The organism is uncultured Kushneria sp., from assembly GCF_947497025.1.
Classification (GTDB): Bacteria; Pseudomonadota; Gammaproteobacteria; order Pseudomonadales; family Halomonadaceae; genus Kushneria.
On sequence record NZ_CANMFC010000002.1, the window covers coordinates 25,617 to 51,369 of the forward strand.

Here is a 25,753-nt window from a genome sequence, read left to right on the forward strand (position 1 = left end):
TTCAGGTGATCAGGGCAAACAGCGCCCAGGCCAGACCAAAGGCCATCAGGGAAATACCGACCGACATCACGCTCCAGGTGCGGAGCATGGTTTTGGTGTCGACCTCAAGAAACCGTCCGACCAGCCAGAATCCGGAATCGTTGACGTGGGAGTAGCCAATGGCACCGGCCACGATGGCCGTGGTGATACACGCCACCGGCATGCCGGCCAGTTCCGGCTGCGCCAGTACGGCAGGTGCCATGATGCCGGCCGCCGTGGTACCGGCGACGGTGGCCGAGCCCTGGGCAATGCGGATGACCGAGGCGATCAGGTAGCCGGCCAGAATCAGCGGCATGCCGATCGCATCAAGGCTGGCCGCCAGCGCGTTGCCGATGCCGCTGGCGGTCAGCACACCGCCGAACATGCCCCCGGCGCCGGTAATCAGGATGATGGTGCATACCGGCGCCAGCGCATGCTCGATAATGTCGTTGATGGCGTCCATGGGCTCCTTGCGACCGCGCCGAAAGATCAGCAGCCACATCGCCACGCAGGTACTGATCAACAGTGCAATCGGGGTCTCGCCGATGACGACGAAGACATCGAGCAGCGCATTGTCCTCCGGCAGAGTGCCGGCCGAGATCAGCGTCGAGATACCGGTATTCATGAAGATCAGCACCAGCGGCAGCAGCAGCACCAGCAGCACGGTGTTGAAGCCCGGGGGTGGCGCGCCGTCGTTTTCCTCACTGCCCATTAAATCGGGCACCGGCTGAAACGGTGTCTTGTTGGCCAGCTTCACGGCCAGGTGATACCCCATCACATACCAGGTCGGCAGACCGACCAGCAGCCCCACGAACAGTACAAGGCCGATATCGGCGTGCAGAAAGACCGCTGCGGCCACAGGCCCGGGGTGGGGCGGCATCAGGGCATGCATGACCAGTGCGGCACCCGCCACCGGCAGCCCGTAGAGCAGCACCGATCCCTTGAGCTCGCGCGCCACCGCAAAGATGATCGGCAGCATCACCACATAGGCAGCATCGAGAAAGATCGGAAAGCAGAACAGCAGTGCGGCAATCGACAGCCCCAGCGGCGCTCTTTCGCGCCCGCAGATGCGAATCAGGGTGTCAGACAGCACCCGCGCGCCGCCGGAGACGGCCACAATCCGCCCGAGCACGGCGCCAAAGCCGATCAGCATGGCCACGTTGCCCAGCGTTTTGCCAAAGCCGCCGGTCAGGGTCGCCATCAGATCACTGACATCAATGCCGGTGGCCAGCGCCGTCCCGATGCTGACAATGACCAGGGCAAAAAAGGGATGCAGTCGTATGCGGATAATCAGCAGCAGCAAAATGGCAATCGCTACGGCCGAGATCAACAGCAGAAGAGGTGTGGATAAAGCGGCTTCGGGGGCGCTGGGCATAACCGGCTCCGGATCAGGCCATGGCGACCGGGGCAGACCGATACGCCATTGGTCGCAAAATGCCTTACATCACTGTAAGTCCAATACCGCAGACGATATCGTCCTCGGGCAATACCCGACCAATGCCGGTCATGCCGAAAGATGATGACCATTTTGATATCACTTGTATAACGAGCCACGCGTCATGGGGACTCTACCGGAAGACTGGTTTTTTAGATCACGACTAAAGTTGCGTCATCTACAGCTTTTTGTGGCCCTCGGCGAACAGGGTAATCTGCATCGCAGCGCCGAAGTGCTGGGCATCAGCCAGCCGGCGGCCTCAAGGCTTTTGATCGAGCTTGAAGAGCGCCTGGGCACAACCCTGTTCGAACGTCACGGCCGCGGGCTCTCGCCCAATCTGTATGGCGAGCTGATGATTCGCCGGGCGCGGACCATCATTGATGAGCTCGAACGCGCGGGGGAAGAATTCAACGCCATCCGCGCCGGCCACGCAGGCCTGGTCCGGGTCGGCACGGTCATGGAGCCCGCCGTGGCGCTGTTGACCCGTGCCATCGAGCAGATGCACGGCGAGCGCCCGGGACTTCGCATCAACGTGCACGTCGATGTCAGCCGCGCCCTGATCGCCGGACTGATGGATGGTCATTACAATTTTGTAATCTCTCGCATTCCGGCCGGTTTCTCCGGAGAGCACTTCGTATTCGAGGAGATCGGCGAGGAAGAAATCTGCTTTGTCTGCAGCCGGTCGCACCCGCTGGCCGAACAGCCGGTGCCGGCGCTTTCCACCATGGTCGACTATCCCTGGGCACTGCAGCCGCCCGGCACCCTGATGCGCCAGCGCGTCGACGACCTGCTGCGTCACCGCGGCCTTGAACCGCCCCACTGGATCGTGGACACCTCGGATCTGGCCACGTCGCTGGCACTGGTCAACGCCTCGTCCTTCCTGACGGTCACGACCCGGGGGGTGGCCGAGCTGCTATGTGACCCGCAGCGCTTTCGCATCATCTCCTCGTCCACGCGTCTGAGCGTACAGCCCTACGGGCTGGTCAGCCTGCGTCGCCAGCAGCTGCCGCCGGGCGTGGCCGCCATGATGCGTTTGCTGCGCCAGCTGATTCGCCAGCCTCCGCCGATCTGACGACACCCATACGCGGTGTGCGCGTGGCCGCACACGGTCAAAGCCGTTACTCTGGGCGCCTCTCCCCTGCTGATCGGAAGGTTGACCATGACCACGCTTGCCCGCCGCCTGAGCACGATAAAGCCCTCTGCCTCGATCGATATCTCGCGCCGCGCCGCCGAGATGCGCCGGGCAGGGCTGGATGTCATTACCCTGTCGCAGGGCGAGCCCGACTTCGATACGCCCGCCCATATCGCACATGCCGGCAAGCGCGCCATCGACGAGGGTCACACCCGCTATACCGATGTCGATGGCACCCCCGAGCTCAAACAGGCAGTGGTGGCCAAGTTCGAGCGGGACAACGGTCTGCACTACGCCACCGATCAGATTTCGGTGGGCACCGGTGGCAAGCAGGTCATCTTCAACGCCCTGTTTGCCCTGATCGACCCGGACGACGAGGTCATCATTCCGGCGCCGTACTGGGTCTCCTATCCGGACATGGTGCGTCTGGCCGGTGGCATGCCGGTCTGTGTCGAGTGTGATGAGACGCAGGACTTCAAGCTCACGGCCGAGCAGCTCGAGGCCGCCATCACGCCGAAGACGAAATGCCTGATTCTCAACTCCCCCGGCAACCCGACCGGCGCCGGCTATCACCGCGAGGAGCTCGCCGCCCTGGGCGAGGTATTGAAACGCCACCCCCACGTGTTCGTGATCAGCGACGACATCTATGAATATCTCGCCTACGACGGCTGGACCTTTACCACCCTGGCTGCCGTGGTGCCGGAACTTTTCGAGCGCACCCTGACCGTCAACGGCGTCTCCAAGGGATACGCCATGACCGGCTGGCGCATCGGCTTTGGCGGTGGCCCGAAGGATCTGATTCGTGCCATGGCCATGCTGCAGGGACAGATGACCACCAACCCCAGCGCCATTTCGCAGGCCGCGGCCGTGGAAGCCCTCAACGGTCCCCGCGACTTTCTGGACGAGCACCTCGAGATCTTTCGCCAGCGCCGCGACATGTGTACGGCCGCCTTCAATGCCATTGACGGGCTGTCGTGCCGCGCTCCTGAAGGCGCGTTCTATCTTTTTATCAGCTGTCAGGGATTGATCAATCGTCAAACGCCCAAAGGCGAGGTACTGACGCGGGATGTGGACGTGGCCGGTTTTCTGCTCGATGAAGCCCATGTGGCCGTGGTGCCGGGCACGGCCTTCGGCCTGGCGCCCTGGTTTCGGATCTCCTTTGCCGCCGCCACCGAGCGACTGGGTGAGGCCTGCGAGCGCATTGCCCATGCCTGCGAGACCCTGACGGCGCCTGTCGCGAACAACTGATGCCTTCCCGGTCGGTCGTGCCCTTGCCGGGGCGACCGACTGGCAGCGCGTTGATAATGCCTCTCATGTCGCCATAATGGCGGCTTCACTTCCTCGTTTGACTTCAGGCATACACCCTTCATGGCATCCAGAACCCCTTCTCATTTCTCGCTGGCCGTGGTGCTGGCACTGACGGCCGCCATCGGCCCCTTCTCGCTTGACGCCTATCTGCCCGCCTTTCCTGCCATGGCCGAATCACTGGGTGTGTCCCTGGGCGATGTGTCCCTGAGCGTGTCGGTCTATATCTTCACGATGTCGATCGGCCAGCTCGTGGGCGGGCCACTGTCCGACCAGTTCGGGCGTCAGAAAATCATGTTCTCGGGGCTGATTCTCTACAGCGTGGCCAGCCTTCTGATCTGGCAGAGCGAGCAGCTCGAAAGTGTGCTGGCCTTTCGCGCCCTGCAGGCCTTTGGCGCCGGCTGGACGCTGGTGTCGGTACCGGCGCTGGTACGCGACCGTGTGCAGGGGGTGGAAGCCGCGCGCCTTTTCAGCCTGATCGGCCTGATCATGGTGGTAGCACCGGGGATCGCACCCACCGTGGGCGGGGCGTTGCTGGCCCTGGGCGGCTGGTCGTTCATCTTCCTGTTCCTGGCGCTTTACGCTCTGCTGGTCATTCCGCTTTTGAAAATGGTGGCCTTCAAGAGCACCGGCCCGGCGCCGGCGACCGCGCCGGGCCCGAAGGTGAACATCTTCAAGCGCTACGCCCAGGTGCTCGCCACCCGTCAGGCACTGCCCTTTCTGTTCTGGCAGGCGGCCTCGTTTTCGGTGCTGATGATCTTTGTCACCCACGCCTCCTTTGTTTATCAGACCCACTTCGGTGCCAATGAGCACACCTTCGGACTGCTGTTCGGGGCCAACGTGATCGTCATGCTGCTGGCGAATCTGACCAATCGTTCGCTGCTGGAGCGCTTCGGTTCCAGACGCATTCTGCGCGGTGCCACCTGCATTCAGGCCACGGCGATTATCGTACTGCTGCTGGCCAGCGTCTTCGATGCGGGACTTTATGTCTTTCTGCCGGCGATGATGGTGAGCATCGGCATGGTCGGGGCGATTGCGCCCAACATCCAGGCCTCCTTTATCGAGTACTTTGGCATTAACAGCGGCACGGCAGCGGCGCTGCTGGGCGCGTCGCAGTTCGGCATCGCCGGCATTGTCAGCGCGCTGTCCTCGCGCCTGCCGGCCTCGGTGACGGCGGTAGTACTGGCGATGGCGGCCTGCTCGGCGGTGGCGCTCTGGATGCTGGTGCTGTCCCTGCGCCAGGAGCGTGCCGCAGCTGATGCGCCCGCATGAACGACACTGCATGTCCGACTGAATCCTGCTCGCTTTTGTCGGCCGGATTCGTCGGGTATGTTCATGCCTCGGCCCACCGTCCTTTCACCGGTTCCTCTGATGCCTCTTGTGCCTTCACGCCAGTCCTTTTGTGCCCTGTCTCTTCTGCTCATGCTGCCGGTCCTTCAGGCCGCGGCCGCCGATACCCATGGCCACTACCCCGTCACGCTGGACAACTGCGGCACGACGGTCACGTTTGACACCCCGCCCCGGCGGGCAGTCAGCATTGGCCAGAACACCACCGAAATCCTGCTCTCGCTGGGGCTGGCCGATCGCATGGCCGCCAGCGCCGTATGGATCGGTGACGTGCCGGAGAATCTGAAGGCGGCCAACGAGCGCGTGCCGCGTCTCTCCAGCGGTATTCCGGGTTTTGAAAGCGTGCTGGGACAGCGCCCCGATCTGGTGGCGGCGCAGTTTGAAACCGATGTCGGCGCTCAGGGGCGCGTAGCCCGCCGCGAACAGTTTGCCGCGCTCGGCGTGCCCACCTATCTCTCCCCGACCGACTGCGTGGGTCGCCTTCATGGCGGCGATACCAATAGCGACGGCGCACGCACGAAGGCATTTGACATGGCGCTGGTACACCGCGAGATCCAGGAGCTTGCCGACATCTTCAATGTCTCCGAGCGCGGCCACCGGCTGGTCGACGCGCTGCGCGCGCGCGAGTCGCATGCCGTGGCCGAAGCGGCCGGCACGCCACAGGATCTTTCCATGGTGTGGTGGTTCTCCAGCGCCGAACTGGCAGGGGATGCCTGGGTGGCCGGGCAGTTCGGGGCACCCGGCTACATCATGAAGGCGCTGGGCGCACACAACGTTATCGAAAGCCGTGAAGAATGGCCGGCGGTGAGCTGGGAGCGCATCGCCGCTTCTGACCCGGACGTGATCGTGCTGGGCCGAATGACACGGCGCAATTTCCCGGCCGACGATGTGGCCCAAAAGATCGACTTTCTCGAGCATGACCCGGTCACTCGCGAGATGAGCGCGGTGAAACATCACCGCTTTATCGTGCTGGACGCCCAGGCGATGAACCCGACCCTGCGCACCGTGGCAGGGCTTGAAACCGTGGCCGATGGCCTGAGGGCGCTGGGGCTGACCGGTCAACGTCCACCGGATGAGGCACCATGAGTTCGAGGCCATCGCACACTCGACATCGCCAGGGGCTGCATCTGGGGCTGATCGTGCTGGCGCTGGCAGTACTGACCCTTGCAATGGCACTGGCGGTCTCGATCGGCGAGATTCACATTCCGCTGGTCACGACCTTCAAGGCACTGAGCAACGCGCTCGGGGTAAGTGAGTACCCACTTGACCGCATTCATGAAAGCATCATTCGCGAATATCGCCTGAGCCGGGCACTGGTGGCCGCCTGCTGCGGCGCGGGGCTCGCCCTGTGTGGTGCCATCCTGCAGGCGCTGTTGCGCAATCCGCTGGCCGAGCCCTATGTGCTGGGCATCTCGGCGGGCGCCTCGACCGGCGCGGTCTGCATCATGGTGCTCGGTGTGGGCGGTGGCGTTGTCGGCCTGTCACTGGGCGCCTTTCTGGGCGCGCTGGGCGCCTTTGCCGTCGTGCTGGCGCTGTCGCGTGGTGCATCAACCAGTCCCAATCGCATCATTTTAGCCGGCGTTGCCGGCTCACAGCTGTTCAACGCGCTCACCGCCTGGGCGATCAGCACCTCGGCAAGCGCCGAGCAGGTGCGGGGCATCATGTTCTGGCTGTTGGGCAATCTGGGCGGGGCACGCTGGCCGGATGTCATCCTGGCACTGGCGGTAGTCATCCCGGGCTTTGTGATCTGTCTGCTCTTTGCCCGGGCACTGGACGCCTTTACCTTCGGTCAGGACGCCGCCGCCGCACTGGGCATTCCGGTCGGTGCCGTCCGACTGATTCTGTTTGCCGTGACCGCGCTCATGACCGCCACCATGGTCAGCATGGTGGGCGCCATCGGCTTTGTCGGGCTGGTGATTCCCCACGCCGCGCGCTTTATTGTCGGCACGGCCCATGTGCGCCTGCTACCGGCTTCTCTTTTGATCGGGGCCATTTTCATGGTGCTGGCCGACATTGTTTCACGGGTGATTCTGCCCCATCAGAGTCTGCCCATCGGCGTGGTCACCGCGCTGGTGGGTGCGCCGGTGTTCGCCATGATTCTCTATCGCGCCCGGCCGCCCCTGTGACGAAAGTGATCACTTACTCACCCGGAGAGGCATAGCATGTCGATACAGGCACAGGGTGTGAGCTGGTCGACGGCCGGCCGCCTGATTGTCGATAACGTCAGCCTTGCGATTACGCCCGGCGAGACCGTCGGGCTGCTGGGGCCCAACGGCTCGGGGAAGTCCTCCCTGCTGCGGCTTTTATGCGGTCTGCGCCGTGTCACCGAGGGCGTCATTACCTTTGATGACGCCCCACTTGAGCGGTTGAACCGACGTGACGTGGCCCGGCGTCTGGCGCTGGTGGAGCAAAATGCCACCACCGATGCCGACGTGACGGTGCTGGATGTGGTGCGTCTGGGCCGCACGCCATGGCGCTCGATGCTCAGCGGCTGGTGCGAAGCCGACAGTGCCGCCGTCGAACAGGCACTCGCCCAGGTCGGCATGGAAACCCGGCGCTACCAGAGCTGGCATACACTCTCCGGTGGTGAACGCCAGCGCGTTCACATCGCGCGGGCGCTGGCCCAGCAACCGCGCGAGCTGCTGCTGGACGAACCCACCAACCATCTGGACATTCAGCACCAGCTGGAGATTCTTGCACTGGTCCGGCGTCTTTCCACGACCTGCGTAATGGCCCTGCACGATCTCAATCTCGCCGCCATGTTCTGCGACCAGCTGGTGCTTTTAAAGGAAGGTCGCGTGGCAGCGGCCGGCACGCCGGAGTCAGTGCTTACTTGCGAACGCATTCGTGACGTGTACGGCGTGGAGACCGTGATCGAACGCTCGCCGCATCACGGCTGTCTGCACGTGCACTATCTGCCGCGAAGAGAGACGAGCCTGCCGCGAAAAGAGACAAGCCCGCCGGCATGACTCATACCATATGGCTGACCCGCTGCCAGGCATAGCCCAGATGCTCGCCCAGTGCGGCCACCAGCGTCTCGGCATCGCGACGCTCAAGCGCCGCCATGATCATCTCATGCTCATGCACTGCGGCGGCCCATTTCTCGGGGCCATCATGACCGATAAACCGGATACGCTTGAGTTTTGACTGCAACGAGGTGTGTACCTGCGCCAGTGGCTCGTTGTGGGCCAGCGCCACGATGGCCGTGTGGATCTGCTGGTTGGTCTTGTAATAATCGAGCCGGTTGCCCGAATGGTAGTACGCCATCATTTGATCGTGCAGCCGGCGCACTTCGATGATTTCCTCATCGCTGGCACGCTCACAGGCAATTCTTGCGGCCAGCTCCTCGAGTGAGCGAATCAACACCAGCATGTCCTCGATATCACGCGCCGAGAACTGACGCACGCGCGCCCCACGCTGGGGCACCAGCTCCACCAGCCCTTCGCTGGCCAGAAAGCGCAGCGCTTCACGCAAAGGCGTGCGCGATACGCCCAGCGTCTCGCACAGCGGCCCCTCATAAATGCGCGTGCCCTGCTCCAGCTCGCCTTCAATAATCATGTCGCGCAGGCGATTGGTAATCTCATCGTGCAGCGAATACCGGGAAATCGTACCGGCTGCGTCACGAAGGCCCTGTGTCCTTGTCATGTCATGTCCTCTCGCCCGGGGGCTGAATCAATATTGGCCCGGACCCCCTTATAGCCTGGCAGGTCATCACGGCAGCATGCCCGACCCTGTGCAAGCGTTGTGCCGCATCATTTCAGGCCGTGGCAGGAGATGCTCCAGGACTTATGGTTAAGACCATAATGCCCGTTTTGGGACCAACGTATAATGTATACATTATGCATTAAGGCGCACTCTCATCGTCAAGCCGCATTTACTGCCTGTGAACGATGAGAGACGACATGACCCACAATACCCCTTCTTCTGGAACAGACCGCCCCCTGATTGCGCTGGCCATGGGCGACCCGGCCGGCATCAGCCCGGAGCTGACCGCCCGGCTGGCCGCCGATGCGCAGGTCAATGCCGCGGCAAGACTCGTGGTCATCGGCGACCGACGCGTGTTTGATGAAGGCGCCCGCACTGCCGGCCTTTCTCCCGAGCTCATCTCCACCACCCTTGAGGCGCTCAGGAACAGCGCGCCGGATCGGGCTGCCTTTATCGACCTTGGCCACCTCTCCCCTGATGAGATCGAACGCGGCGTGCCCTCGCTGGCCGGCGGTGAGTTCTGTTCGCGCAATTTCAATGAGGCGCTGGCACTGGCCAATGACGGTCATGTAGAGGCGGTCTGCTTCACCCCGTTCAACAAGCAGGCGATGCGCTACGCCAACCCCGACTATGACGACGAGATTCGCTTCGTGGCCCGCGCCATCGGCTTCAAGGGCAAGGCGCGCGAGTTCAACATTCTGAACAACATCTGGAACGCGCGGGTGACCTCACACATTCCGCTGTCGCAGGTCGCCGCCTCGCTCAATGAAAACGCCATTCTCGAAGAGATCGCCCTGACCCGGCAGTGCCTGGCGCAGTCGGGCATCGACACCCCACGCATTGCGGTGGCCGGTCTTAACCCGCATGCCGGCGATGGTGGCAACTTCGGCCGGGAAGAGATCGAGATCATCGAACCGGCGGTGGCGCAGGCGCGTGATCGCGGCTGGGCCGTCGAAGGGCCCTTCCCGGCGGACACGGTCTTTCTGCGCGCCCCGCGTGAGGGCTATCACGCGGTACTGACCATGTACCACGACCAGGGCCAGATCGCGATGAAGCTGATGGGTTTTGACAGCGGCGTCACGATGCTGGGGGGCTTTCCGTTCCCGGTCTGCACGCCCGCCCATGGCACCGCCTATGACATCGCCGGGCGCGGTATCGCTGACATCGGCGCTTCACGCCAGGCCCTGCTGCTGGCAGCCCGCATGGCGTCTCGTCTGCAGCAAACGGCGGCCTGAGTCGTACCACCTGACATTTGAATACCGCGTCATCCTGACAAGACAGTGACCGACCAGGCGACGCGTTAAAACGCAGTGACGTTCATCGGGAGAATCACATGAAAATTTCCGTACTGGCGGCCGGCCTGGTCGCACTGGGTCTGGCCACACAGGGGCAGGCTGCAGAGTTCCCGGACAAGACCATTGAAGTGGTCACTCACTCCGGTGCCGGTGGCGGCACGGACCTGACCGCTCGCGCCATGGTCCGTGCCGTCGAACCGATCATCGGGACCGACATGATCGTGGTCAATCGTCCGGGAGGCGCCGGCGTGGTCTCGCTTAAATATCTCGAAGACCGCCCCAGTGACGGCTATACGCTGCTGACCTGGACGACCGGGCACGCCGTGCAGCAGGCCAAGAATGGGGCGACCACGGCAGAGGGGCTGATTCCCATCGCGCGTGCCACCAACGATCCGCAGGTGTTGATGACGGCCTGTGGCAAATTTGACGACGCCGAGGCCTTTATCGAGGCCCAGAAGGAAAAGCCACTGCGCTATGGCGTCACGCATGTGGCCAATATCGATGATGTCTCGGCGTTCATGTTCGGCAAGGCGGCCGGCATTCAACAGCCACAGATCGTGCCGTTTGAAGGCGGCGGGGATCTCGAAACCAACCTGATTGGCGGCAACGTTGACGTGGCGGTCCTCAACTACGGCGAAGCCGCGGCACAGATCGATGCCGGCAAGATCTGTCCGATGATCGTCATGGCCGAGTCGCGTCTTGAAAGCGCACCGGATGTGGCCACCACCGCCGATCTGGGTATCGATGCCGACTACTCCACCGTACGCGGGTTTGCCGTGGCAGAAGGGACGCCGCCCGAGGTGGTGGAAACACTGCGCACGACGGTGATGGAAGGCATGCAGGGCGAGCAGTTCGGCCACTTCCTGACCTCGGCCATGGGCCTGAGTCCGGAGACCTCCGTGGCCGATCATGAGGTCTGGGGCGAGCAGATGAATGCAGCGGTGAAGAACATGAACGCTGCGCTTGTCGAACTGGGCTATATCGAATAACCCTTTGACCCGATGCCGGCACGGCCGACCCCGTCGGCCGTGCACTGTAGCAGGTCAAAGCCCTCTTCCATCGACCGGGGCCATTTCCATGCAACGTTCTCGGCTTGTGCATCACTCGGGGCCGCTACTGGCGGTGGGACTGCTCGCCATCCTGGCCTTCGTGCAGACCTACACGTTCAAATCGGTGCCGGCCATTCTGGCGCGCGGCCTCCAGCCGGCCACCTTTCCGCGCCTGGTGACGGGACTGATTCTGATACTGGCGGTCATCGCCTTTATCCACGACCTCAGAAAGCCCCCGCCCCCCGGTGATGCCCTGCCGCGGGTGCTGTTTTCCACCACGCTGTTACTGGTGATCTTTTCGGCGCTGGTCGCTTCCAACCTGTTTTTGATCGCGCTGGTGGCGGTCACGGTGGGCACCGCCCTTTTGTGGGGGGAGCGACGCATCCTGGTACTGATCGCGCTGGCCCTTTCCCCGCTGATCGCCATCGTGCTGTTCGATATCGGCCTTGAGATCAGATTTCCGCGCAGCCCGCTTTTGAACCTCTACTACGAATGGCGCTGATACCATGACCGATCTTCTGATGTCCGGGCTGTCTGCCCTTGCCGATCCGTCGCTTCTGCTGCTGATTGTGGTCACGACCCTGGCGGGTACCATCATTGGCGTGCTGCCGGGTCTGAGTGGCACCACCGGAGCGGCACTGGCGCTGCCCTTTACGCTGACCATGGACCCGGTCTCGGCGGTCGTGGTGCTGGCCACCATCTATGGCTCTTCAACCTTTGCCGGCTGCATCACGGCGATTTTGATCAACACCCCCGGCACGTCCGCTTCTGCCACAACCTGTCTGGACGGCTACCCACTGGCCAAAAGGGGCGAGGCCGGCCGCGCCATTGGTATTGCTACCCTCTCCTCCTGCTTTGGCGGGGTCGTCAGCGTGATCTTTCTGCTCTTCGCTGCCCCCATGCTGGCCGGGATTGCCTACGAGTTCGGCCCGCCCGAATATTTCGCGCTGTCCATCTTTGGTCTATCCATGCTGGCCACCATCGGCGGCGGCTCGGCGGCCAAAAACCTGATTGCCGGGGCCTTTGGCGTGCTGCTGTCGACCGTCGGGGTCCACATGATGACCGGCACCGAGCGCTACACCTTTGGCACCAGTGCCCTGTATGACGGTATCGGTTTCGTGCCGGTCATGATTGGCCTTTTTGGCATTGCCGAGTTTCTGAGGCAGTCGACCGAGCTTGGCCTCAAGCGGGAGGTGCTGGGCATGAAGGCCGCACGCCTGCCGACATGGGCCGACATTCGCCAGATCAGAAATACCGTGCTGCGCGCCACCGGCATCGGCACCTTTATCGGGGTGCTGCCGGCCGAAGGGGCCACCATCGCCTCGATGATCAGCTACAACGAGGCGCGGCGAACCTCCAAAAACCAGGACGAGTTCGGCAAGGGGGCCATCGAGGGGATTGCGGCCTCGGAAGCCGCCAACAACTCGGCGGTCGGCGGCTCACTGGTCCCGACACTGGCACTGGGCATTCCGGGCAGCCCGACGGCGGCCATCATTCTGGCCGGGCTCCTGGCGCAGGGCGTGCAGCCGGGACCGACGCTGTTCAACGAGCAGGGCAATCTGCTGAGCGCGCTGTTTGCCGCCCTTCTGGTCGGTAACCTGCTGTTTCTGGTGATCGGGCTGGGCGGCGCCCGATTCTATGCGCGTATCACGCAGATCCCGGTGCCGATCCTCTGGCCGCTGGTGTTTCTGTTCTCGATCATCGGCGCTTATGCCATTCGACAGTCGGTGTTTGATGTCTATGTGGCGGTTGCCTTCGGCGCCATCGGCTTTTTGATGCAGCGCTATGGTTTCTCGGTCGTGTCGCTGGCCATTGGTCTGGTGCTGGGGGTCATGGTCGAGCAGCGCCTGGGACAGAGTGTGGCGATGTATAACGGCCACTGGCTTTTGATGTTTACCCGCCCCATTGCCCTTGTCTTTTTCGCTCTGACCCTGCTGTCCCTGTTCGGACCGATGGTCTCCCGCCGGCTCAAGCGTAAAAAGGCGCTGGCAAGAACGATCCGGGAACGGACCAGCCCGTAAGGGCGCTGCACAGCACTCGATGGCGCCTGTCAGGGGCGCCGACACAAAAACGCCCTGCCGAATCATCGACAGGGCGTTTTCATGGGTGGTTGGATCTCAGGCGCGCCAGGTCGCCAAAAGCCCGGCGACAAACACAAAAAGCCCACCAAACAGACGATTGAGCAGCCGCTGCTGGCGTGGGGAGCGCAGCCAGCGGGCGACCAGGGTCGCCAGGCCTGCAAAGCCGCACATGACCAGGATGTCGATGCCGATCATGGTCACGCCCATGACGGTGAACTGCGACACGCGCGACAGCGCCGGGTCAAGAAACTGCGGCAGCAGCGCGATCATGAAAATCGTGGCCTTGGGGTTGGTCACATTGACCAGCACGCTCTTCCAGAAGCGCGTGACCGCCCTCTCGCGAGGCGCCTCGTTGGATGAGGCCTCGATATCAACCGCCTTTTCCCGCCACTTGCTGATGCCCAGATAGATCAGATAGGCCACGCCCACCCACTTGATCAGCATGAAGGCAAGCTCTGAAGACGCCAGCAGCGCCCCCAGGCCTGCGCCCACGACCAGGATCTGCAGCCCCAGCCCGACCTGAAGCCCGAGGATGGCCGGCAGGGTCCGCCTGAGACCGTAGCGCATGCCGTTGGACATGGTGTTGATGGCGCCGGCCCCGGGCGTGATGCTGATCAAAAGCGAGGCAGCCAGAAAGGCCCAGAAGAGTTCGGGAGACATGATGCCGACACCGCCGGTGATGTTGAAGAAGGACTTGCAGCTCGATCATACGCGCATCAGGATGTCAAAAAAACGACGCTGAAGGTCATCAAATGCCAAGGGGGCGCATGGATCTCCCCTGCCCTGCATCGATTGGCAGGGTCGACATTCCCATCCCACGGACGAAGAAGGCCCTGACCCATATGATCACCGCCACACCCGATCTCTGCGCACCGCATGACAGCTGGCTCGACCGCCCGGCCCACCACCACTGGCTCGAAACGGAAGGCCAGCGGCTGCTGGCCTTCTACCGGGCCTCGCGTCACCCCGAGTGCGGTTTCGCCGCGCTGGATGACCGGGGCCGACTGCCTGACGATGCCCATCCCGACACCCTGGTCACCGCCCGCATGACCCACTGCTTTGCGCTGGCCGCCATGCGTGGGGAACCCGGCGCCGCTCCGTTGGTCGCCCACGGTGTGGCTGCCCTGCACGGTGCCCTCCACGATGATGAGCACGGCGGCTGGTATGGCGAGCTGCCGCGCAAAGGCAAGACGCAGACCAAGCAGGCCTATATCCACGCCTTTGTCGCACTCGCCGCTGCCAGTGCCTGGCAGGCCGGCCACGAGGACGCCGGGGCGCTGCTGGAAGACATCACCGAAGTACTCGAAACGCATTTCTGGGACGAGAATGAAGGCCGGCTGCGAGAGGGCTTTTCCCGCGATTGGAGTGAAGACGAGGCCTACCGCGGGGGCAACAGCAACATGCACGCCACCGAGGCCTTTTTGCAGCTTGCCGACGTGCTCGATGACGCCAAATGGCGTCGGCGCGCCCTCTCCATTGTCGAGAAGATCATCCACGCCCATGCCCGCCCCAACGACTATCGCGTGGTCGAGCATTTCGACAGCGACTGGCAGGCGTGGCGCGACTATAACCAGGGCAAGCCCGGCGACCCGTTTCGCCCCTATGGCGCCACCCCGGGCCACGCCTTTGAGTGGGCACGGCTGATGCTGCATCTGGAAGGCGGCCTGCTGCGCGAGGGCGAGACCGTACCCGCCTGGCTGTTCGAGGACGCCCGCGGCCTGTTCCACAGCGCCACCGAACTGGCCTGGCAGGTCGATGGCGCGCCGGGCCTGATCTACACCCATGACTGGGACAACGGGCCGGTCGTCCACGAGCGCATGCACTGGGTGGTGGCCGAGGCCGCCGCGACCGCGGCGATGCTGCTCAAGCGCACCGGACACGTCGATTACGAACGCTGGTATCGACGGTTCTGGGACTATATCGACCAATTCATGATCGACCGCGAACAGGGCAGCTGGCATCAGGAACTCGACCGCCACAATCGCCCATCAAGCACCGTGTGGGCCGGCAAGCCGGATCTCTATCACGCCTACCAGGCCACGCTTTTGCCCCGTCTTCCGCTGGCGCCGACCATGGCGCGGGCCATCGCTGACGGCCGGCTATAGCGCCTTCTGTCCGGTGTCCGGCCCCTCGGCTTGAGCCAAAGCTGAAGGCGCCGGGCATCGACACGTCCGGCATGCGAGGCTGAATCGATCCACAAGTCTCGATTCACTCTACCGGGAGAGTGCCCATGCGTGTCGTGCCGTTGCTGTCGCCCCTGCTTGCCCTGCTGATGATCCCGCCCGCCGTGGCCGAACCGGTGCCCACCGGGCCGCCCAATGTGCCCTCACAGACGCCGGCCTTTGAAGGTCAGACGCGTGCCCCGCAGCTCGATGATGGCGTCGAACTCGACACGCAGACCATCGCCGATAACCTTGAACACCCCTGGGGGCTCGCCTTTCTACCCGGCGGCGACATGCTGGTGACCGAACGCCCGGGACGGCTGCGGCGCATTACGCCGGAAGGCGAGGTGTCAGAACCGATCGAGGGCGTCCCCGAAGTCGATGCCAGGGGTCAGGGCGGGCTGCTGGATGTGAGCCTCGGCCCCGATTTCGACACCCAACGGTGGGTCTATTTAAGCTACGCCGAGCCGCGGGACGGTGATCAAAATGCCACCGCCGTGGCGCGTGGCAGACTCACCGAGGACGGCACCCGTCTGACCGATGTGGCGACCATCTTCCGCCAGCAGCCGGCCTGGGACTCCACCAAACACTTTGGCTCAAGGCTGGTGTGGGGCACGGACAACACGCTCTGGATCACGGTCGGCGAGCGCTCGCTGGTCGAGCCGCGACAGCTGGCCCAGACGCTGGACAATACGATCGGCAAGGTGGTCCGGATCAACGCCGACGGCTCGATCCCCGACGACAATCCCTTCACCCAGCGCGACGATGCACTCGACGAGATCTGGTCCCATGGCCATCGCAATATTCAGGGCGCCGCCCGGCACCCGGAGACCCATGCACTCTGGACCATCGAGCACGGCCCGAAGGGCGGCGATGAACTCAACCGCCCCGAGCCGGGGCTCAATTATGGCTGGCCGGTGATCACCTACGGGGAAGACTACTCCGGTGCCGCCATCGGTGAGGGCCTGACCCGCAAGGACGGCATGGAGCAGCCGGTCTATTACTGGGACCCGGTCATCGCCCCCGGCGACATGACCTTCTATACCGGCGAACTGTTTGACGGGTGGCACAACAGTATTCTGATCGCCTCGCTCAAGCCCGGCGGCATCGTCCGGCTCACGCTGGACGATGGCCGTGTGACCGGCGAGGCGCGCTATCTGGAAGCCCTGGGTCGGGTACGAGATGTCGATCAGGGCCCGGACGGCGCCCTGTGGCTGCTGACCGACAAGAGCGATGGCGCGCTGATCCGCGCACTGCCTCAGGAATAATCCCGGCCGCGCCACGCACAACGCCTCCGCGCCCGAACCAGGTGCGGGGGCGTTATCGCATGTCAGAGCGATGCTTGCCGTTTCCTTTATTCCAGCGCTCGGCAGTAGCGCTCGACCGAAGTCTGTACGACCGGCCCGGCGCCTTCAGAAATCTCGCTGCCCTTGAAGGCACAGTAGAGTGCGTCAAAATCCAGCGCCGCCAGGGCCTCGCTCATCGTTTTGACGGTGGTCGCCGGCAGCGGAATGTTATTGGGATACGACCACATGAACGAGGCCTTCCCGTCCGGGGTGACCAGCAGCAGCCCCCAACGCGTGGGCGCGGGGTAGCCTGTACCCCGGCGTTAATAGCCTGCATCCTCAACGACACGGCCCGAGAGCGCATTGGCCGCACAGATCTGCGCCAGGTGACTGAGCCCCTGGGGCACGTTGCCCAGATGCTCCCCGGTCGAGGGATCGACCATCTCGGTCAAAAGCCCCAGATTGCCATTGGTGGCCTCAAGCGCCTCGTCCATCAGCTTGCGGGCTTCCTCCTTCTCGCCCAGCGCTGCCAGCGCCTCGACCATCCAGAAGGAGCAGGCGACAAAGGCACCTTCTTCCTCGTGAACACCGGAGTAGCGATAGATCAGCGGCCCGCGGCCCAGCTCCTGGCGAATGGCGCGATAGGTCGAGAGCATGCGCTCGCGATTGACCTCGGCGCCAAAGCGGTGGGTCAGACACAGCGCCGCGTCCAGCCCCTCCACACCTTCATGAAAGACATAGGCCCCGCGTGCCTCGGACCAGCAGTGCGTCTCGACCCACTCGGCGATCCGGTCTTTCTCGCGCTTCCAGCGATCCTTCCAGGTGGGCTCGATATGACCCTCCTCGGCCAGCTGTACCGCGTGTGTCAGCGCCAGCCAGCAGGCCATCTTGGAGTGGGTGTAGTGCTGATAGTCGCCGGGCAGCTCCCAGATGCCGGCATCGCGAATGCGCCAGCGATCGGCGCACTGGTTGGCCAGATCGCCCAGCAGGCGGGCGGTATCGATATCGATGATGTGCCCGGCATCGATAAACAGCGTCGCCGTGGCGAGCATGTCGCCATACATGCCCAGCTGGATCTGATCGCGAGCGTTGTTGCCCACCCGCACCGGCTGCGAGTGCTTGTAGCCGGTCAACGGTGGATGGGTCTCGGCCGGGATCAGATCCCCCTTGAGCGTGTAGCACACCCGCATGTCGGGCCCGTGGCGACGAATGGTCCGGGTCAGCCACGAGAAGGCGGCCTGAGACTCCTCGATGGCGCCGGCATGCACAAACGCCTTGATCATCAGACAGGCATCGCGCACCCAGGCGTAGCGATAATCGTAGTTCTTGTCGCCGCCGAGGCGCTCCGGCAGTGACGTGGTCGCAGCGGCAGCAATCGCCCCACTGGGGGAGTAGAGCAAAAACTTGAGCGCCAGCGCCGAGCGATAGACCCACTCGGGATAGTCGCCGTCAAAATCGAGCTTTTCGACCCAGTCGCGCCAGGCAAAGTCGCTGACCTCGATACGCTCATCGATGCTGTCAATGGAGGGCACGGCCAGCGGCTGCCCCTCGGTCGCCAGCAGTGCCACCATCGAGCGCTGACCTTCACGGGCAGTGAGCGTGCCCTCGGTGTAACGATCGCAGCACGCCGTTATCTCCACATCCTCGGAGCAGCGCAGCATGGCCATCAAATGGCCCACATTGTAGACGCGCCCCATCGGCGTTGTCTGAAGCCAGGGGCTGACCGTTTCGGTACGCGTGCCGGCGTGAAAGCAGATATCGAACGTGACCTCGCCCTCAAGCCCTTCTACACGACGGGCCAGCTCGCACCAGGGCAGGCGCCCGGCGGTATTGCTGTTGATGGACTCGGTCACCCGCGCCTGCCCGCTGCGGGTGATGAAGGTGGTCTCCAGCACGTTACTGTTATTGCGATAGTGGCGCTCGACGCGGTAATCATCCCGCGGGGTGAGAGAGAAGTAACCGCCCACTTCAGGCTCGAGCAGACGATCAAACAGCGGGGGGGAATCCATGCTCGGCGCACACCACCAGTCAATGGCGCCATCCAGCGCAATCAGCGCCACCGAGCGACCCTCACCGATGGCGGCGTAATCACCCAGCGGGGCAAACCCTTCTTCTCGTCCGGGATTGGCAACCTGTCTTTTGCTCATCAACACACCTTTCCTTGATATGAAACGCCACACTCCATGTGCAGCCCCCCATGCGAACACGCAGAGCCACCGCCGTGCAGGGACGGCCGGTCTGGCGCACGCATGGAAAAAATAGATATGGATTAATCCTACTGTGGACGCGACAGCCCCATCGCGCCAATGTCGTCACACTCTCTTAAGCATAAGGAGATTCCGGCAGACGGGCAGTGGCCGCTACAGCATCGCTTCCCGAGGCACTATGCTTGTCGACATTTCCGGCCGGTTTGAAATCGACCTCCATCGCACGATGACGCTGGACTTCCAATGACCCAGGACTTCGCATGATCTTTCTTCTCTATATGGCGCTCGGCGTCGTGGCGGGCATTCTGGCCGGACTTTTCGGGGTCGGCGGGGGCCTGATCATCGTGCCGGTCCTGATCTACAGCTTTACCCTGCAGGGCGTGGACCCGGCCATCATGACTCATCTGGCGGTGGGGACGTCACTGGCCACCATCGTGTTTACCTCGCTCAATTCGATTCACGGTCATCATCAAAAGGGTGCCACACGCTGGCCGCTGGTGGGCTGGATGAGCATCGGCATCGTGGGCGGCTGCGCACTGGGGGCACTGACCGCATCGTGGATTCCCGGCAGTGATTTACAGACCGTGATCGGCCTGTTTGCCATCGCCATGGCGATCCAGATCGCCTTCAATCTGCGCCCGAAAGGGGGCGGCACGGACTATCGCCCGCCCGGCAGGCCGTGGTTGATGGGCGGCGGTTTGATCATCGGCTGGGCCTCGGCAATCTTTGGTATCGGCGGCGGCTCGCTGACCGTGCCCTTTCTGCTGTGGCGCAACCTGCCGGCCCAGCAGGCGGTGGGTACCTCGGCGGCCTGCGGTCTGCCGATCGCCATGGCAGGCGCGGCGTCGTTCATGTGGTTCGGCCACAATCATGCCAGCCTGCCGCCGTGGAGCATCGGCTATGTCTATCTGCCGGGCGTGCTGGGGATTGCCCTGACCAGCATGCTGTTTGCGCGCATTGGCGTGCGCCTGGCGCATCGGCTCTCGCCCACGCTGTTGAAGCGCCTGTTTGCTGCGCTACTGCTCATGATCGGGGTCAACTTCCTGCTGTAGACGGCACGACCGCCTATTACCCGGCCGGTGCCGACTTTCGTCTGATGACAAGTTGTGAAACTATCAGGTTTCGGGCGTCGCCCTTCGGGGCTGCCCTGATACCCAACCAAGAACAACGAGTCATTCATCATGCCACAGGATCCCTCCCGGGCTGCACCGCCTCGCCCGCCAAAGAAACGTTCGTTTCAGATTCCGCATATTTACGCCATTCTTTTCATCTTTATTCTGCTGGCGGGGCTGGCCACCTGGCTGATTCCGGCCGGGACCTATAACACCGTGCCCGGTCCCAATGGCCGCACCACCATCGATGCCGACTCCTTTCACTGGGTCACGCCCAGCCCTGCCGGACCCACCGAGCTGTTGCTGGCCATTCCACGCGGGCTGCTCAGCGCGGGCGAGGTGGTGTTTTTCACCCTGCTGATCGGCGGCATGTTCGCCGTGCTCCGCCGTACCGGCATCATCGAACTGGGGGTCGATCATCTGACCCGTCACTTTGCCGATCGCAGCCTGTGGGTCATTCCGGTGCTGATGGTGCTGTTCGGCGTGCTGGCCACCATCATCGGCACTCAGGAGCTGTCGCTGGTGTATGTCCCGGTGATCCTGCCGCTGTTGATTGCGCTGCGCTTTGACTCGATCACGGCCGCCGCCATCGCCCTGTGTGCCACCACGGCCGGCTTTGCCGCCGGGGTCATCAACCCGATCAACACGGGGCTTGCCCAGCAGCTTTCCAGCCTGCCGCTCTACTCCGGATTTGGCCTGCGTCTGGTCGCACTGGTGGCCATGCTGGCCGTCGCGATCTTCTGGGTCATTCGTTACGCAAGGGGCGTGCGTGACAACCCCGAGGCCAGCCTGGTCCACGACGAGGTTGAAGAGCAGCAAAAGCGTGCTCGCTATCAGCACGCCCTCAATGAGATCACGGCGCCGGCGACCGGGCGCCAGAAGCTCTGCACTGTAGTGACGCTCGCCCTGTTCGGGGTGCTGGTGTACGGCGTACTCGGGCGCGGCTGGTTCATGTCGGAAATGGCCGGGCTCTTTATCGTCATGGGGGTTGTGGCCGGCCTGGTGGCAGGCCTCAGGATCGACGAGATCTGCGAGGGCTTCAACGAAGGCTTTCGGGACGTGCTGATGGGCGCCATGATCGCCGGCATCGCCCGCGCCGTCGCCGTGGTGCTCGAGGATGGTCAGGTGCTTGACACCATGGTCCACGCTCTGGGCCATCTGGTCGGTGGGCTGCCTACCGCGCTGTCAGCGCTGGGCATGTATCTCGCCCAGCTCGGCTTCAACTTCGTGGTGCCCTCGGGCAGCGGTCAGGCGCTGGTCACCATGCCGATCATGGCGCCGCTGTCCGACGTGGTCGGTGTGACCCGCCAGACCGCCGTACTCGCCTACCAGCTCGGCGACGGCATCGGCAACATTCTCTATCCCACCTCGGGCTATTTCATGGCCACGCTGGCACTTGCCGGCGTGCCCTGGCAGAAGTGGGTGCGTTTTTTCCTGCCGCTGTTCGGCCTGTGGGTACTGATCGCCTTCGTGCTTTTGATCGTCGCCCAGGCCAGCGGCTGGCACGGCTGAGAGCACCTCCTTTCAGGATCTGCAGGCGATAACAGGGGCGAGCCGTCGGGCTCGCCCCTGTTGCTTTTTTAATGGGCCGATCATTCACGAGATGCAGATGCGATTGAAAGTGCTTCAGCTCCGGCGTCTGGAGCGCGCCATGCGCTGCGCCTCGGCGTGCACTTCCGAGAGCACTTCCTGAACGTAGTGGATGTGGCGTTGGGCAATCTCGCGCGCAGCTTCGGGCTGTCGATTCATGATCGACTCGAAAAGCTCACGATGCTGGCCTGTCAGGATCTCGCGAGTCTCGAGACGCTGGGCATACATGCCACCGATATTGGTGACCACGTTGCGCTTGAGCAGATCGAACAGACCTCGAATCGTATGCAGCAGTACGCCGTTATGGCTGGCCTCGGCAATCGCCAGATGAAACCCCGCATCTGCCGCCCCTTCTTCCACCTGCGTGGTGGGGCCTGCGTTGTCATAGCACTGCTGTAGCCGGTCAAAGGCCGACTGCAGCCGCTCTCGATCCGGCTCGGTGGCCCGCTGTGCGGCATAAAACGCACAGGCGCCCTCCAGCGTATGACGAAACTCGAGCAGATCGCGCTGGGCGTCGGGGCTTTCTTCCAGCAGCAACAGCATCGGGTCGCTGAAGGTGGTCCCAAGCGAGGTCGTCACGTAGGTGCCGCCCCCCTGACGACTGCTAAGCAGGCCATTGGCCGTCAGGCGCTGGATGGCCTCGCGCAGCGAGGGCCGGGACACCCCGAACTGCTCGGCCAGCACGCGCTCGGCCGGCAGCCGCTCACCCGGCTTGAGGGTGCCTTCAAGAATCATCGACTGCAGCTGCTCGACGATGGCATCTGCCAGCCGACGATGGCGAATCTGACCAACTTCCATATCCGCTTCCTTATTGGTCTTACCAATTATTCATTAGGCACGAGATGACCGTGGTTTGGCAATCACCATGAACCAAAGTAGCAGCCTCGACGCGTTGACCCTCTCATTCAAAGCCCTTACTCTCCACTGCCTGTGCATTAGCACAAATTAAATTGGTAAAACCAATTACCTGACAAGACCAATAACGCGTGGAGCCCTGCTCATGATCCGCCTGCCTGCCGCAATCGCCCTGCCCCGCCCACACGCTGCCTCTGACCACTGAGAGGGAATGAACATGACGCCCGGTCTGCTAGCCCTGCTCGCCATTGCCCCCATTATCGTTGCCGGCATACTGCTGATCGGCCTGCGCTGGCCCGCCAGCCGCGCCATGCCGGTGGTCTATCTGCTCAGCGTGCTGATTGCCCTGTTTGGCTGGAGCATGAGTTTCGAGCGCATTCTCGCCTCCACGCTGCAGGGGCTGATCATCACCATCGGCGTGCTGTGGATCATCTTTGGCGCCATCCTGCTGCTCAATACGCTGCAGCATTCCGGGGCAATCCGGGCGATTCATGCCGGCTTCACCACCATCAGCCCGGATCGGCGCGTGCAGGCCATCATCATTGTCTGGCTGTTTGGCAGCTTCATCGAGGGCGCTTCCGGCTTTGGCACCACGGCCGCGATTGCCGCCCCGCTGCTGGTCGCCGTGGGCTTTCCTGCCATGGCGGCCGTGCTGATGGGCATGCTGGTACAGAGCACGCCGGTCTCCTTTGGCGCCGTGGGCACTCCGATCGTCATCGGCGTCACCACCGGGCTGGATAAAGTGACCCTGACGGATCAGCTCGTCGCGCGCGGTTCGAGCTGGGAAATCTTTTTACAGCAGATCACCAACGGCACCGCGATCACCCATGCCATTGTCGGCACCGTCATGCCGCTGATCATGGTGCTGATGCTCACGCGCTTTTTCGGCGAGAAGAAAAGCTGGAAGGCCGGTTTCGAGATTCTGCCCTTTGCGCTGTTTGCAGGACTTGCACTGACCCTGCCCTACCTTGCCACCGGTATTTTCCTCGGACCGGAATTCCCCTCCCTGCTGGGCGGTCTGGTGGGTCTGGTCATCGTCGTGACCGCCGCCCGTCTGCGCTTTCTGACGCCTAAAACGGTCTGGGACTTTGCCGAGCCCAAAGACTGGCCGGCCGAGTGGATGGGCACGCTACAGGTCAGAATCGACGATCTCGCCGCCCGCCCCATGAGCCAGTGGCTGGCCTGGCTGCCCTACGTGCTGGTGGGCGCCTTGCTGGTCATCAGCCGCGTTTTCCCCGAGGTAACAGCGGCCCTTAAATCGCTGAGCTTCGGCATGATCAATATTCTGAATGAGGACGGCATCAGTGCCAGCGTCGAGCCGCTGTTTCTGCCCGGCGGTATCCTGGTGTTCGTGGCACTTCTGACCGTGGGGCTTCATCGCATGCGCCTGCGCGCACTTGGCGCGGCGGCCAGCGAGTCCGGTCAGGTGCTGCTCAAGGCAGGCTTCGTGCTGCTGTTTACCGTGCCCATGGTGCGCATCCTGATCAACTCAGGGATCAATGCCGCCGACCTGCCAAGCATGCCGATTGCGATGGCGCGCTACGTGGCCGACAGCGTTGGTGGTATCTACCCGCTGATGGCGCCGACCGTTGGCGCGATGGGGGCGTTTCTGGCCGGCTCCAACACCGTCAGCAACATGATGTTCAGCCAGTTCCAGTTCGGCGTGGCCGAAACGCTGGGCATCTCCGGTGCGTTCATCGTCTCCATTCAGGCCGTGGGCGCCGCGGCCGGCAACATGATTGCCATCCACAATATTGTGGCGGCCTCGGCAACGGTGGGATTGATCGGACGGGAAGGCATTACCCTTCGCAAGACGATCTGGCCCACCCTCTACTACGTGCTGTTGACCGGTGTCATCGGCCTTGTGGCCTGCTACGCGCTCGGCGTCAGGGACCCTCTCATGGGCGGTTAGCGCCTGCGATTACACCATATTCAAAGTCATCCTTGCGGATTCAGGGCCCAACATGATCATTTCAGCCTCTACCGATTACCGCGCGGCAGCGCAGCGCCGGCTGCCGCCCTTTCTGTTTCACTATCTCGACGGCGGTGCCTACGCCGAGTACACCATGCGGCGCAACGTGGAGGATCTCGGCAGTGTCGCCCTGCGCCAGCGCGTGCTGAGAAACATGTCCGAGCTGAGCCTTGAAACGGAGCTGTTCGGTGAGCGTCTGGCGATGCCGGTGGCATTGGCGCCGGTCGGGCTGTGCGGCATGTACGCCCGCCGCGGTGAAGTCCAGGCCGCTACGGCGGCGGCAGAAAAGGGCATTCCCTTTACCCTGTCGACCGTCTCGGTGTGCTCGATCGAGGAGGTCACTGCCGAGCTTTCCCGCCCCATGTGGTTTCAGCTTTATGTGCTCAAGGATCGGGGCTTCATGAAAAACGCCCTGGAGCGGGCCTGGGCGGCAGGCGTTCGCACGCTGGTCTTTACCGTCGACATGCCCACGCCCGGGGCCCGCTATCGTGACGCGCACTCCGGCATGAGCGGCAAACACGCCGATCTTCGCCGCATGTGGCAGGCCTTCACCCATCCGTTCTGGTCGTGGGATGTCGGCGTGCACGGCCGGCCGCACGATCTGGGCAACATCTCCGCCTATCGCGGTCACCCGACCGGCCTTGAGGACTACATGGGCTGGCTGGCCAAGAACTTCGATCCGTCCATTTCCTGGCAGGATCTGGAATGGATTCGCGATTTCTGGAAAGGCCCGATGATCATCAAGGGCATTCTCGATCCCGAAGATGCCCGTGACGCCGTGCGTTTTGGCGCTGACGGCATTGTGGTATCCAACCACGGCGGGCGACAGCTCGATGGTGTGCTCTCCAGTGCTCGTGCGTTGCCGGAGATCGCCAGTGCGGTCAAGGGAGAGCTTAAGATCCTTGCCGACTCGGGAATTCGCAATGGTCTTGATGTGGTCCGCATGATTGCGCTGGGCGCAGATACGGTGCTGCTGGGCCGCGCCTTTATCCATGCGCTGGCCACCCACGGCCGGGCCGGCGTGGTGAACCTGCTGGAACTGATCGAAAAGGAGATGCGTGTGGCCATGACGCTGACGGGGGCCAGCAGCATCGCCGATATCGGGGAGGAGGTGCTGGTGGCGCAGTCCGGCTCGGTCATCGACTGAACCGGCAGGCGTTCCGGCACGAAAAAGGCGACCCCGGGGGGCCGCCTTTTTTGAT

General features: G+C 63.2%; 22 protein-coding genes. 16 read left to right on the forward strand and 6 right to left on the reverse strand.

Features of this window, described 5'->3' with window-relative positions:
• Position 1 precedes the first annotated feature (1 nt).
• Complete coding sequence (locus Q0931_RS03425; protein ID WP_299257317.1) at positions 2-1,393, reverse strand: gluconate:H+ symporter; 1,392 nt, start codon at positions 1,391-1,393, stop codon at positions 2-4.
• Between the two features lie 184 nt (positions 1,394-1,577).
• Between Q0931_RS03425 and Q0931_RS03430 the strand changes: the two genes are divergently transcribed.
• From Q0931_RS03430 to Q0931_RS03455, 6 genes are all read left to right on the forward strand, one after another.
• Positions 1,578-2,525, forward strand: coding sequence for a LysR substrate-binding domain-containing protein (locus Q0931_RS03430; RefSeq protein WP_299257319.1), 948 nt, complete (start codon positions 1,578-1,580; stop codon positions 2,523-2,525).
• 87 nt (positions 2,526-2,612) lie between these two features.
• Entirely contained in the window at positions 2,613-3,833 is a 1,221-nt protein-coding gene (locus tag Q0931_RS03435; RefSeq protein ID WP_299257321.1) for a pyridoxal phosphate-dependent aminotransferase, read from the forward strand.
• A gap of 120 nt (positions 3,834-3,953) precedes the next feature.
• Entirely contained in the window at positions 3,954-5,162 is a 1,209-nt protein-coding gene (locus tag Q0931_RS03440; RefSeq protein ID WP_299257323.1) for a multidrug effflux MFS transporter, read from the forward strand.
• Positions 5,163-5,261: 99 nt separating this feature from the next.
• A complete protein-coding gene (locus Q0931_RS03445) occupies positions 5,262-6,323 on the forward strand; it encodes an ABC transporter substrate-binding protein (RefSeq protein WP_299257325.1) in 1,062 nt (353 codons plus the stop codon).
• Between the two features lie 83 nt (positions 6,324-6,406).
• A complete protein-coding gene (locus Q0931_RS03450; protein WP_299258176.1) occupies positions 6,407-7,363 on the forward strand; it encodes an iron ABC transporter permease in 957 nt (318 codons plus the stop codon).
• Positions 7,364-7,399: 36 nt separating this feature from the next.
• Positions 7,400-8,206 carry an ABC transporter ATP-binding protein gene (locus Q0931_RS03455; protein ID WP_299257327.1) on the forward strand — a complete coding sequence of 269 codons (807 nt, stop codon included), beginning with the start codon at positions 7,400-7,402 and terminating at the stop codon, positions 8,204-8,206.
• A 1-nt stretch (position 8,207) separates the two neighbouring features.
• Here Q0931_RS03455 and Q0931_RS03460 read toward each other — a convergent pair whose 3' ends face one another.
• On the reverse strand, positions 8,208-8,882 hold the full coding sequence (locus Q0931_RS03460) for a GntR family transcriptional regulator (protein ID WP_299257329.1): 675 nt from the start codon (positions 8,880-8,882) through the stop codon (positions 8,208-8,210).
• A gap of 257 nt (positions 8,883-9,139) precedes the next feature.
• Between Q0931_RS03460 and Q0931_RS03465 the strand changes: the two genes are divergently transcribed.
• The 4 genes from Q0931_RS03465 to Q0931_RS03480 all read left to right on the forward strand — a co-directional run bounded on the left by Q0931_RS03465 (position 9,140) and on the right by Q0931_RS03480 (position 13,307).
• On the forward strand, positions 9,140-10,177 hold the full coding sequence (locus Q0931_RS03465) for a 4-hydroxythreonine-4-phosphate dehydrogenase PdxA (RefSeq protein WP_299257331.1): 1,038 nt from the start codon (positions 9,140-9,142) through the stop codon (positions 10,175-10,177).
• A gap of 98 nt (positions 10,178-10,275) precedes the next feature.
• Complete coding sequence (locus tag Q0931_RS03470) at positions 10,276-11,226, forward strand: tripartite tricarboxylate transporter substrate binding protein (protein WP_299257333.1); 951 nt, start codon at positions 10,276-10,278, stop codon at positions 11,224-11,226.
• Between the two features lie 88 nt (positions 11,227-11,314).
• The gene (locus Q0931_RS03475; RefSeq protein WP_299257335.1) at positions 11,315-11,788 is read left to right on the forward strand and encodes a tripartite tricarboxylate transporter TctB family protein; all 474 of its coding nucleotides are present in this window, start codon (positions 11,315-11,317) and stop codon (positions 11,786-11,788) included.
• A gap of 4 nt (positions 11,789-11,792) precedes the next feature.
• Entirely contained in the window at positions 11,793-13,307 is a 1,515-nt protein-coding gene (locus Q0931_RS03480; protein ID WP_299257337.1) for a tripartite tricarboxylate transporter permease, read from the forward strand.
• 96 nt (positions 13,308-13,403) lie between these two features.
• On the opposite strand, the gene rhtB is transcribed toward Q0931_RS03480, so the two are convergent.
• Positions 13,404-14,027 (reverse strand): homoserine/homoserine lactone efflux protein, encoded by a 624-nt coding sequence (gene rhtB / locus Q0931_RS03485; protein ID WP_299257338.1) that lies wholly within the window; start codon positions 14,025-14,027, stop codon positions 13,404-13,406.
• Positions 14,028-14,209: 182 nt separating this feature from the next.
• Here rhtB and Q0931_RS03490 point away from each other — a divergent pair, with 182 nt between their 5' ends.
• Both Q0931_RS03490 and Q0931_RS03495 read left to right on the forward strand, forming a co-directional pair.
• Positions 14,210-15,472: an AGE family epimerase/isomerase gene (locus Q0931_RS03490; protein ID WP_299257340.1), complete on the forward strand. Its 1,263-nt coding sequence runs from the start codon at positions 14,210-14,212 to the stop codon at positions 15,470-15,472.
• Between the two features lie 125 nt (positions 15,473-15,597).
• The gene (locus Q0931_RS03495) at positions 15,598-16,797 is read left to right on the forward strand and encodes a PQQ-dependent sugar dehydrogenase (protein WP_299257343.1); all 1,200 of its coding nucleotides are present in this window, start codon (positions 15,598-15,600) and stop codon (positions 16,795-16,797) included.
• Between the two features lie 86 nt (positions 16,798-16,883).
• On the opposite strand, the gene Q0931_RS03500 is transcribed toward Q0931_RS03495, so the two are convergent.
• Both Q0931_RS03500 and Q0931_RS03505 read right to left on the reverse strand, forming a co-directional pair.
• A complete protein-coding gene (locus Q0931_RS03500) occupies positions 16,884-17,063 on the reverse strand; it encodes a hypothetical protein (protein WP_299257345.1) in 180 nt (59 codons plus the stop codon).
• A gap of 75 nt (positions 17,064-17,138) precedes the next feature.
• Positions 17,139-18,962, reverse strand: a complete 1,824-nt coding sequence (locus Q0931_RS03505; RefSeq protein WP_299257346.1) for a glycoside hydrolase family 15 protein — start codon at positions 18,960-18,962, stop codon at positions 17,139-17,141.
• A 320-nt stretch (positions 18,963-19,282) separates the two neighbouring features.
• On the opposite strand from Q0931_RS03505, the gene Q0931_RS03510 reads away from it, so the two are divergent.
• Together Q0931_RS03510 and Q0931_RS03515 are read left to right on the forward strand one after the other, a co-directional pair.
• Positions 19,283-20,074, forward strand: a complete 792-nt coding sequence (locus Q0931_RS03510; protein WP_299257348.1) for a sulfite exporter TauE/SafE family protein — start codon at positions 19,283-19,285, stop codon at positions 20,072-20,074.
• A 129-nt stretch (positions 20,075-20,203) separates the two neighbouring features.
• Complete coding sequence (locus Q0931_RS03515; RefSeq protein WP_299257350.1) at positions 20,204-21,646, forward strand: YfcC family protein; 1,443 nt, start codon at positions 20,204-20,206, stop codon at positions 21,644-21,646.
• 114 nt (positions 21,647-21,760) lie between these two features.
• On the opposite strand, the gene Q0931_RS03520 is transcribed toward Q0931_RS03515, so the two are convergent.
• A complete protein-coding gene (locus Q0931_RS03520) occupies positions 21,761-22,522 on the reverse strand; it encodes an FCD domain-containing protein (RefSeq protein ID WP_299257352.1) in 762 nt (253 codons plus the stop codon).
• 274 nt (positions 22,523-22,796) lie between these two features.
• Here Q0931_RS03520 and Q0931_RS03525 point away from each other — a divergent pair, with 274 nt between their 5' ends.
• Together Q0931_RS03525 and lldD are read left to right on the forward strand one after the other, a co-directional pair.
• A complete protein-coding gene (locus Q0931_RS03525) occupies positions 22,797-24,491 on the forward strand; it encodes an L-lactate permease (protein WP_299257354.1) in 1,695 nt (564 codons plus the stop codon).
• Positions 24,492-24,543: 52 nt separating this feature from the next.
• The gene (gene lldD, locus Q0931_RS03530; RefSeq protein WP_299257356.1) at positions 24,544-25,698 is read left to right on the forward strand and encodes an FMN-dependent L-lactate dehydrogenase LldD; all 1,155 of its coding nucleotides are present in this window, start codon (positions 24,544-24,546) and stop codon (positions 25,696-25,698) included.
• Positions 25,699-25,753 lie beyond the last annotated feature (55 nt).

Bases quoted from the DNA above. Each gene is read 5' to 3' on its own strand.
- Q0931_RS03490 (WP_299257340.1), top strand. From the start codon at position 14,210: ATGATCACCGCCACACCCGATCTCTGCGCACCGCATGACAGCTGGCTC.
- Q0931_RS03520 (WP_299257352.1), bottom strand. From the start codon at position 22,522: ATGGAAGTTGGTCAGATTCGCCATCGTCGGCTGGCAGATGCCATCGTC.
- Q0931_RS03470 (WP_299257333.1), top strand. From the start codon at position 10,276: ATGAAAATTTCCGTACTGGCGGCCGGCCTGGTCGCACTGGGTCTGGCC.
- Q0931_RS03425 (WP_299257317.1), bottom strand. From the start codon at position 1,393: ATGCCCAGCGCCCCCGAAGCCGCTTTATCCACACCTCTTCTGCTGTTG.
- Q0931_RS03505 (WP_299257346.1), bottom strand. From the start codon at position 18,962: ATGAGCAAAAGACAGGTTGCCAATCCCGGACGAGAAGAAGGGTTTGCC.
- Q0931_RS03515 (WP_299257350.1), top strand. From the start codon at position 20,204: ATGCCACAGGATCCCTCCCGGGCTGCACCGCCTCGCCCGCCAAAGAAA.
- Q0931_RS03465 (WP_299257331.1), top strand. From the start codon at position 9,140: ATGACCCACAATACCCCTTCTTCTGGAACAGACCGCCCCCTGATTGCG.
- Q0931_RS03525 (WP_299257354.1), top strand. From the start codon at position 22,797: ATGACGCCCGGTCTGCTAGCCCTGCTCGCCATTGCCCCCATTATCGTT.
- Q0931_RS03435 (WP_299257321.1), top strand. From the start codon at position 2,613: ATGACCACGCTTGCCCGCCGCCTGAGCACGATAAAGCCCTCTGCCTCG.
- Q0931_RS03450 (WP_299258176.1), top strand. From the start codon at position 6,407: ATGGCACTGGCGGTCTCGATCGGCGAGATTCACATTCCGCTGGTCACG.
- Q0931_RS03440 (WP_299257323.1), top strand. From the start codon at position 3,954: ATGGCATCCAGAACCCCTTCTCATTTCTCGCTGGCCGTGGTGCTGGCA.
- Q0931_RS03510 (WP_299257348.1), top strand. From the start codon at position 19,283: ATGATCTTTCTTCTCTATATGGCGCTCGGCGTCGTGGCGGGCATTCTG.
- rhtB (WP_299257338.1), bottom strand. From the start codon at position 14,027: ATGTCTCCCGAACTCTTCTGGGCCTTTCTGGCTGCCTCGCTTTTGATC.
- Q0931_RS03475 (WP_299257335.1), top strand. From the start codon at position 11,315: ATGCAACGTTCTCGGCTTGTGCATCACTCGGGGCCGCTACTGGCGGTG.
- Q0931_RS03480 (WP_299257337.1), top strand. From the start codon at position 11,793: ATGACCGATCTTCTGATGTCCGGGCTGTCTGCCCTTGCCGATCCGTCG.
- Q0931_RS03430 (WP_299257319.1), top strand. From the start codon at position 1,578: ATGGGGACTCTACCGGAAGACTGGTTTTTTAGATCACGACTAAAGTTG.
- Q0931_RS03460 (WP_299257329.1), bottom strand. From the start codon at position 8,882: ATGACAAGGACACAGGGCCTTCGTGACGCAGCCGGTACGATTTCCCGG.
- Q0931_RS03455 (WP_299257327.1), top strand. From the start codon at position 7,400: ATGTCGATACAGGCACAGGGTGTGAGCTGGTCGACGGCCGGCCGCCTG.
- lldD (WP_299257356.1), top strand. From the start codon at position 24,544: ATGATCATTTCAGCCTCTACCGATTACCGCGCGGCAGCGCAGCGCCGG.
- Q0931_RS03495 (WP_299257343.1), top strand. From the start codon at position 15,598: ATGCGTGTCGTGCCGTTGCTGTCGCCCCTGCTTGCCCTGCTGATGATC.
- Q0931_RS03500 (WP_299257345.1), bottom strand. From the start codon at position 17,063: ATGTGGTCGTATCCCAATAACATTCCGCTGCCGGCGACCACCGTCAAA.
- Q0931_RS03445 (WP_299257325.1), top strand. From the start codon at position 5,262: ATGCCTCTTGTGCCTTCACGCCAGTCCTTTTGTGCCCTGTCTCTTCTG.